This window comes from Uliginosibacterium sp. 31-12 (genome assembly GCF_030548425.1).
In the GTDB taxonomy this organism is placed as follows: domain Bacteria; phylum Pseudomonadota; class Gammaproteobacteria; order Burkholderiales; family Rhodocyclaceae; genus Uliginosibacterium; species Uliginosibacterium aquaticum.
In genome coordinates this window covers 164,931-180,457 of the sequence record NZ_JAUOOA010000001.1, presented here as the reverse complement: position 1 = coordinate 180,457, position 15,527 = coordinate 164,931, and the positions used below count along the sequence as shown (strand labels likewise).

General features: G+C 62.5%; 10 protein-coding genes. All 10 read left to right on the top strand.

The window, feature by feature from the left end; translation table 11 throughout:
* Positions 1-25: 25 nt before the first annotated feature.
* The 10 genes from Q3Y64_RS00820 (at position 26) to Q3Y64_RS00775 (ending at position 15,506) form a co-directional block, all read left to right on the top strand.
* Positions 26-2,146, top strand: coding sequence for a YgiQ family radical SAM protein (locus tag Q3Y64_RS00820; protein ID WP_368506632.1), 2,121 nt, complete (start codon positions 26-28; stop codon positions 2,144-2,146).
* Between the two features lie 91 nt (positions 2,147-2,237).
* On the top strand, positions 2,238-4,268 hold the full coding sequence (locus Q3Y64_RS00815; protein ID WP_303559452.1) for an ATP-binding protein: 2,031 nt from the start codon (positions 2,238-2,240) through the stop codon (positions 4,266-4,268).
* A gap of 146 nt (positions 4,269-4,414) precedes the next feature.
* Positions 4,415-5,560 (top strand): pectinesterase family protein, encoded by a 1,146-nt coding sequence (locus Q3Y64_RS00810; protein WP_303559451.1) that lies wholly within the window; start codon positions 4,415-4,417, stop codon positions 5,558-5,560.
* Positions 5,561-5,585: 25 nt separating this feature from the next.
* Positions 5,586-5,822 (top strand): hypothetical protein, encoded by a 237-nt coding sequence (locus Q3Y64_RS00805; protein ID WP_303559449.1) that lies wholly within the window; start codon positions 5,586-5,588, stop codon positions 5,820-5,822.
* Positions 5,819-6,211 (top strand): GtrA family protein, encoded by a 393-nt coding sequence (locus tag Q3Y64_RS00800; RefSeq protein WP_101942375.1) that lies wholly within the window; start codon positions 5,819-5,821, stop codon positions 6,209-6,211. Before Q3Y64_RS00805 ends, Q3Y64_RS00800 begins: the two co-directional genes overlap by 4 nt.
* Positions 6,208-7,179 carry a glycosyltransferase family 2 protein gene (locus Q3Y64_RS00795; protein WP_101942374.1) on the top strand — a complete coding sequence of 324 codons (972 nt, stop codon included), beginning with the start codon at positions 6,208-6,210 and terminating at the stop codon, positions 7,177-7,179. Before Q3Y64_RS00800 ends, Q3Y64_RS00795 begins: the two co-directional genes overlap by 4 nt.
* A 20-nt stretch (positions 7,180-7,199) precedes the next feature.
* The gene (locus Q3Y64_RS00790; RefSeq protein WP_303559447.1) at positions 7,200-8,954 is read left to right on the top strand and encodes an NPCBM/NEW2 domain-containing protein; all 1,755 of its coding nucleotides are present in this window, start codon (positions 7,200-7,202) and stop codon (positions 8,952-8,954) included.
* Positions 8,951-9,613, top strand: coding sequence for an alpha/beta hydrolase (locus Q3Y64_RS00785; RefSeq protein ID WP_303559446.1), 663 nt, complete (start codon positions 8,951-8,953; stop codon positions 9,611-9,613). Before Q3Y64_RS00790 ends, Q3Y64_RS00785 begins: the two co-directional genes overlap by 4 nt.
* Positions 9,614-9,774: 161 nt before the next feature.
* Positions 9,775-14,895, top strand: coding sequence for an alpha-2-macroglobulin (locus tag Q3Y64_RS00780; protein WP_303559444.1), 5,121 nt, complete (start codon positions 9,775-9,777; stop codon positions 14,893-14,895).
* Positions 14,896-14,909: 14 nt separating this feature from the next.
* On the top strand, positions 14,910-15,506 hold the full coding sequence (locus Q3Y64_RS00775; protein WP_303559442.1) for a PleD family two-component system response regulator: 597 nt from the start codon (positions 14,910-14,912) through the stop codon (positions 15,504-15,506).
* Positions 15,507-15,527: the final 21 nt, after the last annotated feature.

The window sequence follows — 15,527 nt, the reverse complement described above, 5'->3', positions numbered from 1 at the left end:
CTTTCACGGGTAGAATCGCGGCCTGATGCAAACCGATCCCCGCCCCCTCGCCAGCTGGCCGCGCCACCGCCCAAAACTGAAGCCCGCCCCCTTCTTTCCGATGAGTCGCAAGGAAATGGATGCGCTCGGCTGGGACAGCTGCGACATCATCCTCGTCACCGGCGACGCCTACCTCGATCACCCCAGCTTCGGCATGGCGCTGATCGGTCGTCTGCTCGAATCCCAGGGTTTCCGCGTCGGCATCATCAGCCAGCCGGACTGGCTCTCGGCCGAACCCTTCCGCGCCTTGGGCAAACCGAATCTGTACTTCGGCGTGACCGCCGGCAACATGGATTCGATGATCAACCGCTATACGGCGGACCGCAAACCGCGCTCGGACGACGCCTACACGCCGGACGCCGCGCCCGCCAAGCGGCCGGATCGCGCCGTCACCGTGTACGCCCAGCGTGCGCGCGAGGCCTTCCCCGGCGTGCCCGTGATCATCGGCAGCATCGAAGCCAGCCTGCGCCGCATCGCGCATTACGATTACTGGAGCGACAAGGTACGCCGCTCCGTGCTGCCGGATTCCAAGGCCGACCTGCTGATCTTCGGCAGCGCCGAACGCGCGCTGGTCGAGCTCTCGCATCGGCTGGCCGCAGGCGAGCCAATCGGCGAAATCCGCGACCTGCGCGGCACGGCTTTCATGGTCAAGCGCGACTGGCTGCCGGACGCCGACTGGAGCGAGATCGACTCGCTGAGTCTGGACAAACCGGGCCGCGTCGATCCGCATCCCGACCCTTACGCCATGGAGCCGCAGCAGACCGCCACCGCGCCGAACGCCGACGGCTCGCTGCCGGTGCAGATCGTGCCCGCCGCCGCCCGCGTCGCGGCCCGCAAGGCCCAGCGCGCCAAGACCGTGGTGCGCCTGGCGAGCTTCGAGGCAGTGTCCGAAGACCGCGTGCTCTACGCCCACAACTCGCGCGTCTTCCACCTCGAATCCAATCCGGGCAACGCCCGCGCATTGCGCCAGACGCATGGTGAGCGGGACGTATGGCTGAACCCGCCGCCGATTCCGCTCACCACCGAGGAGATGGATTACGTCTTCGACGCGCCCTTCGCCCGTGCGCCGCACCCGAGTTACGGCAAGGCGCGCATCCCGGCCTGGGAGATGATCCGCTTCTCGATCAACATCATGCGCGGCTGCTTCGGCGGCTGCACCTTCTGCTCCATCACCGAGCACGAGGGCCGCATCATCCAGAGCCGCTCGCACGAATCGATCATCAAGGAAATCGAGGAGATCCGCGACAAGATCCCGGAATTCAAGGGGCATATTTCGGATCTCGGCGGGCCGACTGCCAACATGTATCGCATGGCCTGCAAGACGAAGGAAATCGAATCCTCCTGCCGGCGCTTGTCCTGCGTGTATCCGGGCGTGTGCGAGAACCTCAACACCAGCCACGACTCGCTGATCGAGCTGTATCGCAAGGCACGCGCGATTCCCGGCGTGAAGAAAATCACCATCGGATCAGGTCTGCGTTACGACCTCGCCGTGCGCTCGCCGGAGTACGTGAAGGAACTGGTGACCCACCACGTCTCGGGCCTCTTGAAGATCGCCCCGGAACACACCGAAGAAGGCCCGCTCTCCAAGATGATGAAGCCGGGCATCGGCAGCTTCGAGCGCTTCCGCAAGATGTTCGACAAGTATTCGAAGGAAGCCGGCAAGACCCAGCATCTGGTGCCCTACTTCATCGCCGCCCACCCCGGCACGGCGGATGAAGACATGCTGAATCTGGCGCTGTGGTTGAAGCAGAACAACTTCCGCCCGGATCAAGTGCAGGCCTTCACGCCCACGCCGCTGGCGATGGCCACCGCCATGTATTACTCGCGCAAGAATCCGCTGAGGAAAGTCTCCCAGGATTCGGAGGACGTGGAGACGCCGCGCCTGGCCAAACAGCGCAGACTGCACAAGGCGCTGCTCCGCTACCACGACCCGGACAACCATGAGCTGATCCGCGAGTTCCTCGTCGACATCAATCGTCGCGACCTGATCGGCAATAGCCCGCATCAGCTGGTGCCGCGCGCCAGCGCCATGCTTCAGCGCCCAGTGCCCGGCAAAGCGCCTCAGCGCCCAGGAAGTGCGGTAAAAAATCACAGATTTCGCAAATGAATTGCAGAATTTGACGTATTTAACGCATAAAGCGAATCGGGCAGGTAACAACCGCGGCTAGACTGGGGACGTCGCTACTTCTGGACTCCGCATGCGCTCGCCGCATCTACTCGCCCGCCGCCTGTTCCGCCAGCTCCTGCCTGCCTATCTGCTGCTGGCGGCGGCACTCACCGCGCTGCAACTGTTCACTCTGTACGTCTCCACCCGCCAGGCCATTGATAGCGAGCTCAACTACCTCGCACGCGCTTTCTCACCCAGTCTGGGCGAAGCGCTGTGGGCCATGGACCGACGACAGCTGGCCGATCTCGCCGCCGGCATCGAGCGCTCGCCAGTGGTCAGCGCCATCCGTATCAGCGACGAAGTCGGCCGCGTGCTGATCTGGGCAGGGAATCTCGATGCCCGCCAACCTGCTGGAATGCCACCGCTGAGCGTAGCGCTGGAGCACGCAGCGCCCGGCGCAAACACCATCACGGTCGGTCACTTCGAGCTGTACTCCAGTCACGCCTTGATGCTCGCGCAGATGCGTTACAGCCTTCTAGCCACCCTGCTCAACTCCTTCGTCATGGCCGCCGCGCTGTGGGCCCTCTTCTACTGGATCATCCACCGCGAGCTATCGCAGCCACTGGCCGCCATGGCCGAAGCCTTGCGCCACTGGCGCAAAGGCGCGGCAGATGAAATGGCCCAGCCGGCATATCCACACCGTGATGAACTGGGCAGTCTGCTGGCCGCTTTTGCCGAGGCGCGCAGCCGTCTCGACACCAGCCTACAGGCCCTGTCGACGCTGAATACAGGCCTCGAAAACGAAGTCGGCCGACGCACCCAGGAACTCAGCGAAGCCAAGCAGCGCCTGGAACTGAGCTTGGCCGCTGGGCGCCTGGGCTGCTGGGAATGGGAGCTGGACTCGGGCCGCAACCGTTTCGATGCGCGCTGGAAACAGATGCTCGGCTATACCGACGAAGAAATGGACGAGTCGGTCGATGCATTCACCGCACGGGTCCACCCGGATGACCTGTCCAGCCTCATGAGCGCAGCCCAGGCCCTCAGCTCAGGTCAGATCGAGCAATACCGCGTGGACATACGCGTGCGCTGCAAGAGTGGCGAATATCGCTGGATCCAGAGTTGTGGCGAAGTCACTGCACGTGCCGCAGATGGCACGGCGCGGCGCCTCTCCGGCACGCATCAGGACATCACCGAACGCAAGCAGGCCGAGCAGGCCTTGCTCGCCGCACACGCCGAAAATGCCAGCCTACTCTCGGAAGCCAACGCCTCATTGAGCGAACGCGTGGCCGAACGAACCCGCGAGCTGGAGGCAGCCAACCAGTCCCTGCGCGAAACCCTCGCCCGCCTCGAATCCACCCATCTGCAACTTGCCCAGAGCGAAAAACTCGCCACCCTCGGCAAGCTGGTGGCGCTCTTCGCTCATGACATCAGCAACCCGATCAGCAACAGCTGGATGGCCAGCGGCATCCTGGATGAAAACCTCGCCAGCGTTCGCCGCAAGCAGGCAGACGGCACCCTGCGCCAGCGCGATCTCAGCGACTTCCTCGATACCGTCAGCGAAGCCCGCAAATTGCTCGACCGCAATCTCGAGCGTGCCCATGAGTTGCTCGAAGGCTTCAAGGACATGGCGCTGGATCAAGCCACCTCGATGCGCCGCCAAATCATGCTGCGAAGCTGGCTAGAGCAGCTTGGCTACACCCTCTCACCCATGTTCAAGGGACGTGGCACACGTCTTGAATTCAACATCCCGCCAGATCTGGAGCTCGACACCAGCCCCGGCCCGCTGGCCCAGGTCATCACCAACCTGGTCAGCAATGCCCTCACCCATGCCTTTCCGGCCGGTAATGTCGGCGACGGCACGCAGCAGATCCGCATCGAAGCCAGGCGGGATGAAACTGGCTGCGCCCGCCTGCAGATCAGCGACAACGGCAGCGGCATGGCCCCCGAAGTCCAGGCGCGCATCTTCGAACCCTTCTTCACGACGCGCGCCGGCCAGGGTGGTACCGGACTCGGTCTCGATATCGTGCGCAACATCGTCGAAGACACACTGGGCGGCCAAATCGAAGTACGCAGCACGCCCGGCACGGGCAGCCAATTCCACATCCGCCTGCCCGGCGCCTGAGCCCGCCGCCCCCGGGCAAGCCTGCAAAAACCGATAAAGACTCCATTTGTTACCGATATCAGAACTATAATCGCGTGACCGGAAACATCCGGCCCAGAGCCTGAAAAAGGCCAATCACGTTTCACAACGGACTTTTGGAGACAAACATGCAATCAAGCCACCGCCTTATCGGCGCGCTGGCGCTCATGGCTGCCAGCCTGCTGGCCAGCCCGAGTGCCCTCGCCGTCAGCTCCACCACCGCCCGCCCGCAACTGAGCAGTACGGCAGCGGCCGGCTACACGATCTCGAAGTACATGGCCCAGGCCGGCACCATCGGCTCGCTCACGACGGATAACTGGGATCCCACTGGCGGCGTTGGCGCCATCAGTGGCTTCACCGCCAACTACAAGGTCGCCGCCGACGGCAGCGCCAGCTACACCACCATCCAGGCGGCCATCAACGCCGCCGTATCGGCTGGCGGCACGAGCCGCAAGTACATCAGCGTGAAGGCCGGCACCTACAAGGAAGTGGTGTGCATCCCCTCCTCCGCGCCACCGATCACGCTCTACGGTCTGGACGCCAGCGCTGGCAACACAGTGCTTCATTACAACAATTCCAACCTGACGCCAAAAGCCACCGGCACCGCCACCTCCAAGTGCGCCAGCAACGCCTCGGCTACCACCGTCGGCACCAGTGACAGTGCCAGCTTCACGGTGATGTCCAAAGACTTCCGCGCCCGCAACCTGACTTTCAAGAACAGCTACACCGAGGGCAGCTACAGCGGCAGCAACCAGTCCGCCCTGGCCTTATCGGTGCGCGGCGACAAGGCGATCTTCGAGAACGTGCAGGTGATCGGCAATCAGGACACCCTGTTCATTGGCTCAACCAGCTACAGCGCGGTAATCCGCGCCTTCTTCAAGTCGAGCTTCGTGCAGGGGGATGTGGACTTCATCTTCGGTCACGGCACCGCCGCCTTCTATGGCTGCACCATCCAGTACACCGGCGCGCGTCTGGGCGCCTCGGCCACCAGCTACATTTTTGCCCCCAGCACCCAGTCGACCAACAGCTACGGCTTCCTGGTCACCAACAGCACCTTGAACTCCACCGGCAGCGCGGGCACCGGCAAGACTTATCTGGGTCGAAACTGGGCGCAATCGGGCGCCAAAGGCCAACTGGTGATACGTGACACGGCCATCAGCGCGCATGTCCGTATCACCGATCCCTGGGCGGCCGGCACCAATGGCGCGGCCTATTCCAGCTCAACCGCCCGTTTCTGGGAATACAACAATTCCGGAACCGGCAGCGGCAACTGATCATCGTGGCGCAAGCCACGTCCCGATGACTCCTCCTGCTGCCAAGCAGATGGTTAGCCTGGTGACTCCAAATCACCAGGCTTTTTTTCGTCTCGGCATATTTGCAACTGTCAGAAAAAATCTTACAAAGAAGGCCTATCTGCCCCGCCGCAACACAGTGATAAGCCGTTATGATGGCAAACACTTCCCTTATGGGCAGATAAATAGGTTTTTGGCAATGCTTTCCATGCAGTTCTTCCTCTTTTCCATCGCCACACGATGACGCATCTCGGCCCCAGCTCTTTCCTGCGCTTCCTGCTGGTTGGCGGCAGTGCCACGGCGCTGCACTACCTGATCATGGCCGCCTTGCTGGCCACCAGCCTGTGCACGGCAGCAACAGCTTCGGCCACCGGCTACAGCCTGAGCACCTTCTACAACTACTGGGCCAACGCGCGCTTCACCTTCGGAGGCAGCCACCGGCACCGCGACAGTCTCCCCCGCTTTCTGCTCACCGCGGCAGCCGGTCTGGGGATCAACCAGCTGGTCCTGCTCGGCCTGATCGCGCTGGGCCTGCCTGTTGCAGCCGCTCAGATCCTGGCCACCGGCTGCGTGCTGGTCTGGAATTACGTCATCAACGCCATCTGGTCTTTCCGTTCGAGGCATCCATCATGAGTACGCCCACCATCGGCTTAGTCATTCCCTGTTACAACGAGGAGGAAGTGCTGCGCGAAACCACCCGCCGGCTGATTCCGCTTCTGGCCAGCATGCGTCAGGAAGGTCTGGTCAGCGAAGCCAGTGCAATTTTCTATGTCGATGACGGCAGCCGCGACAAGACCTGGGCCCTGATTCAGGAGCTCTCCGCCGCACACCCGGAAGTCTGCGGCATCAAGCTCTCGCGCAATCGCGGCCATCAGAACGCGCTTTTTTGTGGCCTGATGACCGCCCCCGGCGATGCCCTGATCAGCGTGGACGCAGACCTGCAGGACGATCTGGACGTCATCCCGCAGATGGTTCGCCACTACCGTGAAGGCTGTGAGATCGTCTACGGCGTGAGAAAGCGTCGCGACACCGACACCTTCTTCAAGCGCTTCACTGCCGAAGGCTATTACAAGCTGATGGCCGCGATGAAAGTCGACATCGTCTTCAATCACGCCGACTACCGCCTGCTCTCGCGTCGTGCGCTTGATTCGCTGTCCGAATACAGGGAAGTGAACCTCTTCCTGCGCGGCATGGTACGCCTGCTGGGCTACCAAAGCGCCACCGTAGAATACGACCGCGCCGAGCGTTTCGCCGGCGAGTCGAAATACCCGCTGAGCAAGATGCTGTCCTTCGCGTGGCAGGGCATCACTTCGTTCTCAACCTACCCGCTGCGACTGATCACCTCGATCGGCATCCTGATTTCCATCGTCAGCCTCGCGCTCGCCGGCTGGGGTCTGGTCATTCGCCTGTTCACCGATGAAGCCCTGCCCGGCTGGGCCTCCACCGTCATCCCGATGTACTTTCTGGGAGGCGTGCAACTGCTGAGCCTTGGCGTGATAGGCGAATACGTCGCCAAGATCTACACCGAAGCAAAGAATCGACCACGCTTTCAAGTAGACCGTCTGGAAGGCTGCGCCTTCAAGAGCAGAAAAGACACCTAACCATTATCCCGACGCCGATCATGCCGCAGCGTTCCGCCACACAATACCCGTCCGTATTCAGCCATAGCGGCGAGCGCCCTCTGGGCTTCTGGCTCATGGTCGTCACCATTGTGAACATCTTGCTGGCGAGCACGGATGGCTTCGGCAGCGACATCGCATTCTGGGTGGACTGGATCGGACAACTGCAACGCAACGGCTTCGAAAATCTGGAGGCCAACTACCCGCCTTTGTACATGCATTGGCTCTGGCTAGTCGGCAAATTCATGAGTGGCCTGCAGATCACACCGGAGGCCAATCTGCTCTTGCGCCACCTGTGCAACGCGCCCATCGTTCTTGCACACGGGCTGCTGCTGCTACTGCTGGATCGTTGCCTCAAGCGGTCCGTTGCGAATGATCTGGAGTGGAATATCGTTATCGGATTTGCCGCGCTCAACCCTGCCTTGCTCATCGACGGCCCGCTGTGGGGACAGGTCGACCTGCTGTTCTCGTTCCTGCTGGTGCTGGCGCTCTATACGCTGATTGAAGGCCGCTACCTGATCCTGAGCCTGCCCATTCTCGTGATCGCGGTGCTGACCAAGTTCCAGACCATCTGCGTCGCCCCGGTCATCTTGCCGCTCCTGTGGCATCGCCGGCACAGCCACCGCCTGTGGTTCGGAGCTGTTCCCGCACTTGGTATCGCGGTGCTCCTGCTGCTGCCCTATTTCCTTGCAGGCAGCACAGGGTCAATGTTTGATCAGACCTACCTGAAGGCGTCCAGCCTGTACCCCTATGCCACGATGAACGGGGCCAATCTCTGGTACCTGTTTGGCTTAAACATGCGACCGGACAGTCTGGTTATCTTCGACTGGGCGGCCAGCCCGGAGGGCTGGTACAGGCTATTTACGCCGAAATATCTGGGCATGGGTTTCTATGCTGCGCTTGGTCTTGTGCTGACGACCAGTTCCTTCCTTACACAACAAAAATCCACTCACTGGCGGAATGCCATCATCTCGGCCTGTGCCTTCTTCCTTCTTCTGCCGGCAATGCATGAGCGTTACATGTTCCCGGCGGCGGTCATCGCCCTGGTAGCCGCAGCCTGCAACCGGCAATTCGCAGTCCATGCCGTATGGATCAGCCTGCTGTCGGCCGCGAACATCCTTCTCCTGCTGCCTCCACGCGGAATCGCCCTCGAATACGCAGTGGCGGCGCTTACTGTGTTGTTTGTGCTCTGGATGCTGGCACCCAGACTCTGGGCCAGCATCCACTGGCGCGCCTGCTATGCGCGCATTCCGATCAGCGCCTGGCTGATTCTCGCGTTCAGCTCATGGCTGGCCACGACCGGGTTCCATGTCAATCGCGCCCTGCCAAGCCACGAGGGATGGATTGACGCCACCAGCATCACGGGACGTATGGTGCAGCAGGAGTGGGGTGATCTGGCTTTGAACGCCGCAGTTTCCGGCAGGGCCCTGCGCGTCGGCGGAGAGAAGTTCGCAAGCGGCTTTGGCACACATGCTGCATCAAGCATCACTATTCCCGTGCCGCAGAAAGCTATCAGCTTCAGTACTCGTGCCGGCATTGATGACGCTACAGAAGGAGGCGGCTACGCCGAGTTCAGCATCCTGGCTGACAACGCACTGGTCTGGAAGAGCGGTCCCATGAGCGGCGGCAAGAGTGCAGTCAACGCTCAGGTAGATGTGCGTAACGCGAAAACCCTCACCTTAGTTACGGACGCGCTCGGAGAGAATCGCAGTGACCATGCTGACTGGATTCATCCTCGCTTCCATCTTGAGCAATGAACTTCAGACTGCGTTCGCCCGAAGTCTCCACACAGCACCCTCCATTGCTGGTCCTGCTGCATGGCAAGGGGGCCAACGAGGACGACCTGTTCGCTCTGGCACGCCATGTCGATCCGCGCTTTTTGGTCATCAGCCTGCGTGCCCCACACGAAATGGCTCCCGGCTATTACCGCTGGTACGAACGCTTTGACTCCCCTCATGGCAGCATCTTTGATGAAGAAGAGATCGAGGCCAGCCGACAGTGGCTCGTGCAGCACATAGCAGATTTGGTCACAAGCTCCGGCGCGGCCCCGCAACAAGTACACATTCTCGGATTCAGCCAGGGAGGCGCCATGGCCTTGGCTCTGGCACTCACCGAGCCACGGATGGTGCAGAGCGTCGTCAGCATTGCCGGACGCCTGCTTGCCGCTTGCACAGCGCAAGCGGCACCGGCCACGGCCATGCAGCACTTGAACCTGCTGCTTCAACACGGTAGCCAGGACGAAGTTGTGGCCTGCTCCGAATCGGTCACAGCCTGTAAGTATTTCTCGAAAAAAGGTACGGCAGCAGACCTCAAGGAGTACGCCACAGGCCACACCATCAGCCCGGCCATGCTCAAGGATGCTCTCGACTTTCTAAGCGGCCAGCTGGATGGCGAAATCCCCAGAACGGATGCCTGATTCAACGCGCCAACGACGCTGACACGCCATCCGTCGCACGCCTGCCACTCCTGCCCTTCCGGCCCCGTTCCGCCTTTGGTCCGGATGGCAGAATTCTGCCATCACAACACAGCCCTGACCGCACGTGTAGCGATCCAGGCACGCCTCCCGGGGATTCCAGCATGACCAGGCACAAACTCCTCGCCGCAATTGCGGCCGCATTCATTGCCCTGGCCGCGATGGCCGGTTGGTGGTGGAAGACGCAGCGAACCCCTCAGATGATCGGTGGCGATGCCGTGATCGCCCAGGCTGATGGCCCCTTTGAAGCCAATACCTGCCAATCCCGCCTGTTCGAAGACCAGCCCGCCCTGGCTGTCGTGTTTTCGGAACCGGTGGCAAGCGGTCAATCCTTCGACAAGCTGCTGCAGGTGGTGGATCTGGGCCGCATTGATGGCGCAGCAGACAGCAGCAGCGAACAAAGCTCCAATCAGGGTCCGGCACAGAATGGCAAGGCCAGCAGCAACGAGAAAATTCTCCCCGGCAGCTGGGTAATCGGCAGCAACCCGCGCGTGCTGTTCTTCCCCTACATCAAGCCACAACGTAATTACCGCATCCGCATCGCCGCCGAGTTCAAAGCCGCCGCCGGCGCCAAGCTCGTGGCAGCCAAGGAGTGTGACGTTGCCAGCGAAGAAATGCCGCCCTCCTTCTTCTTCGCCAGCAAGGGAACGGTACTGCCCGCAAAACAGAACGGCGGCCTGCCGGTGGTGACAGTGAACGTGTCGGAGGTGGACGTGCAATTTCTGCGCGTGGAACCAGCACAGATGCCGCGCTTCATCGAAACCGTTCTGGGCATACGCCATCAGGGTCCGAGCTACGATGGTGACGAAGAAGGCGAGTGCTACGACTGCTATGGCTATGAGGGCGACAACAGCAAGCTCAAGGGCCGCAGTTGGAGTTACCAGCTCGACCGCCTGCGCGAGGTGTCCAGCAGCGTGTACATGGGCCGCTTTCTGACCAGCGACAAGCCCAACGCGCGCAAGGTAACCCACCTGCCGGTCGAGACCATCAAGGAGCTGCAGGAGCCCGGCATCTACATTGCGGTGATGAGCCAGCCCGGCCGCTTCCGTGATGACTACCAGACGACCTACTTCTACGTCAGCGACATCGGCCTGCACGCACGCCGCAATGTGCAACAGCTGGACGTATTCACCACCTCGCTGGCCAGTGGCAAAGCGCTCGGGGACATAGAAGTGGAAGTGCTCGACGCCAACGGCAAACGCGTCGCCAATGGCCGCGTTAACGGCGATGGTCACGCAGCCCTGGCCGGCGTACCGACCGATGCACGCCTGCTGCTGGCCCGCCGCGGCAAGGAAATGTCACTGGTCGCCCTGCAGGAACCGGCACTGGATCTCTCGGAGTTCGACACCGGCGGCCATCAACCCAATCGCAACAAGCTCTTCGTGTATGCCGGACGCGATCTCTACCGCCCCGGCGAGAGCTTCGAGGTCTCCATCTTGGCCCGCGATGCGGATGGCCATGTGCAGCCGCCGCAACCCTTGCAGGCCACCCTGATGCGGCCGGACGGCAAGAGCGTGCTGACCCAGAGCTGGCAGCCGGACAGCAAGCTGCCCGGCTACTTCCGCCAGCGCGTCAGCCTGCCGGCCGATGCCCAGACCGGCAGTTGGACGCTGGCCCTGCGCAGCGACCCGGCCGCGAAGGCGGCCGACAAGGTGTGGAGCTTCCAGGTCGAGGAATTCCTGCCCGAGCGCATGAAGCTTCAGCTACGCAATGATCAGCCCCTGCTGCTGGGGGACGCAGACTTCAAGGTCGCCGTACAGGGGGATTACCTCTTCGGCGCACCCGCCGCCGGCAACCGCCTGCTTGGCAGCGTGGCCACCGAGCGCGAGCTCAATCCGCTCGCCGCCAAATGGCCCAACTTCATCTTCGGCGACTTCGCCGACGACAGCCGCAAACGCCGTGCCGAGCTCGACGAAAGCGCCCTCGACGAGCAGGGCAAGGCCAGCGTCGAGGTGCCCTTCGATGCCAGCGGCGCGCGCTCGCCACTCACCGTGCGTGCCAGCTTCAGCCTGCTCGAATCCGGTGGCCGCCCGGTGGTTCGCTCGATCGAGCGCACCTGGTGGCCGGCCGCCCAGCTGATCGGCGTACGCCCGGCCTTCGATCGCAACGTAGCCCGCGAGAGCAGCCCAGCCGAGTTCGAGCTGATCCGCGTCGGCACGGATGGCAAGTTCGCCCCGCTCAACGAGGCCGCATTCCGCCTCTACCGTGAAGATCGCCAATACTACTGGCGCTTTGATGACCAGAAAGGCTGGCACTCCGGCTTTACCGAAACCGAAGAGCTCGAACAGGCCGGCAAGCTGGCGCTCAAGCAGCCTGGCAAGCTTTCCCTACCGGTCGGCTATGGCCGTTATCGGCTGGAAGTAACGGACGCCAGCACCGGCATGACGATGCGCTATCGCTTCTACGCTGGCTGGGGCGCTCAGGAAGCCGAGGATCTCGGCAACCGACCGGACCGCGTCCAGCTCAAGCTTGAAGGCGCACCGGTCAAGGAAGGTGACAGCGTGAAACTCAACATCGTGCCACCACACGATGGTGAAGCCTTGGTCACGGTCGAAGCGGACAAGGTGCTGTGGAGCCGCCGCATCAGCGTCTCCGCCAGCGGCAGCAGCCTCACGATTCCGGTCGACAAGAGCTGGAGCCGCCACGACCTCTACATCTCGGTGCTGGCCTTCCGCCCCGGCAGCCAGGGCGACCGCGTCACCCCGGCACGCGCGTTGGGCCTGATCCACCTGCCCCTGCAGCGTGAGGAGCGGCGCCTGAAAGTGGCCCTGACAGCACCGGCCAAGGTACTGCCCGAGCAGAAGACAACGGTCAAGGTGAAGGTCGAGGGCGCCGCCGGCAAGCAGGCCATGGTCACGCTCTCGGCCGTGGATGTCGGCATCCTCAACATCACCAACTTCAAGACGCCCGCCCCCTTTGACTTCTTCTTCGGCAAGCATCGCTACGCGCCCGATCTGCTGGACCTCTACGGCAAGCTGATCGAGAAGATGGATGGCGATCGCGGCAAGCTCAAATGGGGCGGTGACGCCGGCAAGCGCGACACCCAGAGCATGCCCAAGAAGGTCAAGCTGGTGGATCTTTTCTCCGGGCCGGTGCTGCTCGATGCCAAGGGTGAAGCCAGCATCACGCTGGACATTCCGGACTTCAACGGAACCCTGCGCCTGATGGCGGTAGCCTCCACCGCCGACAACTACGGCTCCGCCGAGCGCGAAATGATCGTTGCCGCGCCCATCGTGGCCGAGCTCGCCATGCCGCGCTTCATTGCACCGGGCGATCAGGCCACCATTGCGCTGGATGTCACCAACCTTTCGGGCAGCGCTCAAGAGATCAGCATCCGCCTTTCCGCCGCCAGCCCACTGGCGATCCGCGATGGCGAACGCAAGCTGAGCCTGCGCGACAAGCAGCGCCAGACCTTGCGCTTCACCGCCGAACCGACCGACGCCATCGGGCTCGCCCGTATCCGCCTCGAAGTAAAGGGCAGTGGTGCCAAGCCCATCAGCATCGTGCGTGAAGCCGCCCTGCAGGTGCAGCCTCCGTTGCCGCTGATGCGCGAAGTACGGCGCGCGAAGATCGAGCCGGACGGCAACTTCAAGCTCGACCCGGCTCTGGTCGAGAAGTATTTCCGCGGCTCCAGCACGCTTTCGATCACCGTCTCAGCCAAGCCGCCGCTGAACGTGAACAGCATCGTCAAGGGTCTGCTGAACTACCCCTACGGCTGCCTTGAGCAAACGACCAGTGCGGCCTATCCGCATGTCTTCATCGACGAAGTGGCAGGCAAGGCTTTTGGCATCGAGCCGCGCAGCCGTGAAGAGCGCGCCCGTTTCATCGAGGGCGCCATCGGCCGCATCGCCGGCATGCAGGGCGCCAAGGGCGGCTTCAACCTGTGGGGCAGCGGGCCTTACGAAACCTGGCTCACCGCCTATGTCAGCGGCTTCCTGCTGGACGCCCGCGCTCAGGGCTTCACGGTGCCCGACGCGATGCTCAAGAACGCGCAGGACTGGATGCTCACCACCCTGCAAAGCGCACCGAACAACTTCCCGAGCCTGCCTGCCACGCTCAAGCCGGACGAGAACGGCCGCTACAAGCATCAGGACTACGAGCTCTTGCGCAACAGCCACCAGCGCTTTGCCGAAATGGCACATCTAGCCTACATGCTGGCACGTGAGCAGAAAGCGCCGCTGGCCACCCTGCGCATCCTGCACGACCAGTACCGCGATCGCGCCAAGTCCCCCCTGCCCCTGATCCACCTTGCGCTGGCCCTGCAGCAGATGGGTGACGCCGCAAGGGCCAAGGTGGCGCTGGATGAAGCCGTGAATCGCCGCTACGGCATCCAGCCCGAGAACTACAGCCCCTGGCTCGGCGACTACGGCAGCCGCTCGCGCGACCTGGCTCTGAGCTACGCCCTGCTGGTGCGCCATAAAGTAGCCCATCCACGTCGCGAAAACCTGCTCTTCGATCTGGCCGACAGCCTTGGCGGCCGTTCTTATTTGTCGACGCAGGAACGCCTCGCGCTATTCCTCGCTGCCCAGTCCCAGGGCACGGCGGAAGGCAGTGGCGAATGGACTGCGCTGCTCAGGCAAGGCGAGCGCACGGACACCCTCAGCTCGAAGCGCGACGAGATGCGCAGCCTGGATATCGCCGCGCTGGCCAAAGGCATTGCGATCGAGAACAAGGGCAGCGCACCGCTCTTTATCGAAATCGAGGCCGCCGGCTATCCGCTCAAGCCGCCCGCTCCGAAGGACGACCAGATCAAGCTCAGCCGTGAGTGGTTCAATACCGACGGGAGCGCCTGGAAGGGTGGCCCGCTGCGCACCGGTGACATGCTCATCGCGCGGATCACCGCCACGGCCTGGCAGACGATCGAGGACGGCATGATCATCGACCACATTCCGGCCGGGCTGGAAATAGAGAACCTGAACCTGTCACAAGGGCCACAGGCTTCCGAGTTCAGCGTGGGCGGCGTGAACGTGGCCGAGGCCATGAGCGACGAGCGCATCCGTCACCGCGAGTTCCGCGATGACCGCTTCGTCGCCGCCGTGAAGCTGGGCGCCAACAAGCTGACGCTCTTCTACCTGTTGCGCGTGGTGACACCGGGCACTTACGGTGTCCCCACAAGCTTCGCTGAAGACATGTACCGCCCCGAGCTGCGCGGGGTGGGCAACAGTTCTCCGGCCATCCGGGTTATCGACCCGAAGACCGCGGACAAGACACCGACTGCAGACTGAAACGGAACACCACCATGGGCATTCTCGACACCCTCAAATCCATCCTAGCCAAAACTCCGGCACCGGCTTCGCCGGATGCCGAAAGCAACAGCGCCGGCGCCGAGATCCTGCCACTGCCACTGGAGCGCCGCACCCGCCCGCGCGTGAATGCCCGTGACGGTACAAAAGTGCTGATCATTGATGACTCACCGACTATCGTTGCCGTGTTCCGCAAGATCCTGCGCACCGCTGGCTACGTGGTGCTGGAGGCTCTGGATGCCGAACAAGGCCTAGATATCGCACGCCGGGACAAACCGGAACTGATCTTTCTGGATATTGTGCTGCCTGGCATGAACGGCTTCGCCGCCTTGCGCCACCTGCGGCGTGACCCGCTCACACGCGAGATTCCGGTGATCATGATCAGTGGCAACGAGCAGGCCACCGAGCAGTTTTTCGGTACCCGCATCGGCGCCGACGACTTCATGAAGAAGCCCTTCTCACGCTACGAAGTTTTTGCCCGCATCGAGCGCCTGCTCGACGCTGAGCTGATCCCACGCCGAGTCTCCGCCCCGCCCTCGCGCGAGGCAATGCTGGCCCCGGTCGAGAACCTGCTCCAGCAACAGGCGCTCTGAGTCTCCTACCTGTAAGAACAA

What these genes read in the sequence shown, in the direction of transcription:
- Q3Y64_RS00805 (WP_303559449.1), top strand. Translation starts at nt 5,586, where the DNA reads ATGACTCCTCCTGCTGCCAAGCAGATGGTTAGCCTGGTGACTCCAAAT.
- Q3Y64_RS00815 (WP_303559452.1), top strand. Translation starts at nt 2,238, where the DNA reads ATGCGCTCGCCGCATCTACTCGCCCGCCGCCTGTTCCGCCAGCTCCTG.
- Q3Y64_RS00810 (WP_303559451.1), top strand. Translation starts at nt 4,415, where the DNA reads ATGCAATCAAGCCACCGCCTTATCGGCGCGCTGGCGCTCATGGCTGCC.
- Q3Y64_RS00820 (WP_368506632.1), top strand. Translation starts at nt 26, where the DNA reads ATGCAAACCGATCCCCGCCCCCTCGCCAGCTGGCCGCGCCACCGCCCA.
- Q3Y64_RS00790 (WP_303559447.1), top strand. Translation starts at nt 7,200, where the DNA reads ATGCCGCAGCGTTCCGCCACACAATACCCGTCCGTATTCAGCCATAGC.
- Q3Y64_RS00780 (WP_303559444.1), top strand. Translation starts at nt 9,775, where the DNA reads ATGACCAGGCACAAACTCCTCGCCGCAATTGCGGCCGCATTCATTGCC.
- Q3Y64_RS00800 (WP_101942375.1), top strand. Translation starts at nt 5,819, where the DNA reads ATGACGCATCTCGGCCCCAGCTCTTTCCTGCGCTTCCTGCTGGTTGGC.
- Q3Y64_RS00795 (WP_101942374.1), top strand. Translation starts at nt 6,208, where the DNA reads ATGAGTACGCCCACCATCGGCTTAGTCATTCCCTGTTACAACGAGGAG.
- Q3Y64_RS00775 (WP_303559442.1), top strand. Translation starts at nt 14,910, where the DNA reads ATGGGCATTCTCGACACCCTCAAATCCATCCTAGCCAAAACTCCGGCA.
- Q3Y64_RS00785 (WP_303559446.1), top strand. Translation starts at nt 8,951, where the DNA reads ATGAACTTCAGACTGCGTTCGCCCGAAGTCTCCACACAGCACCCTCCA.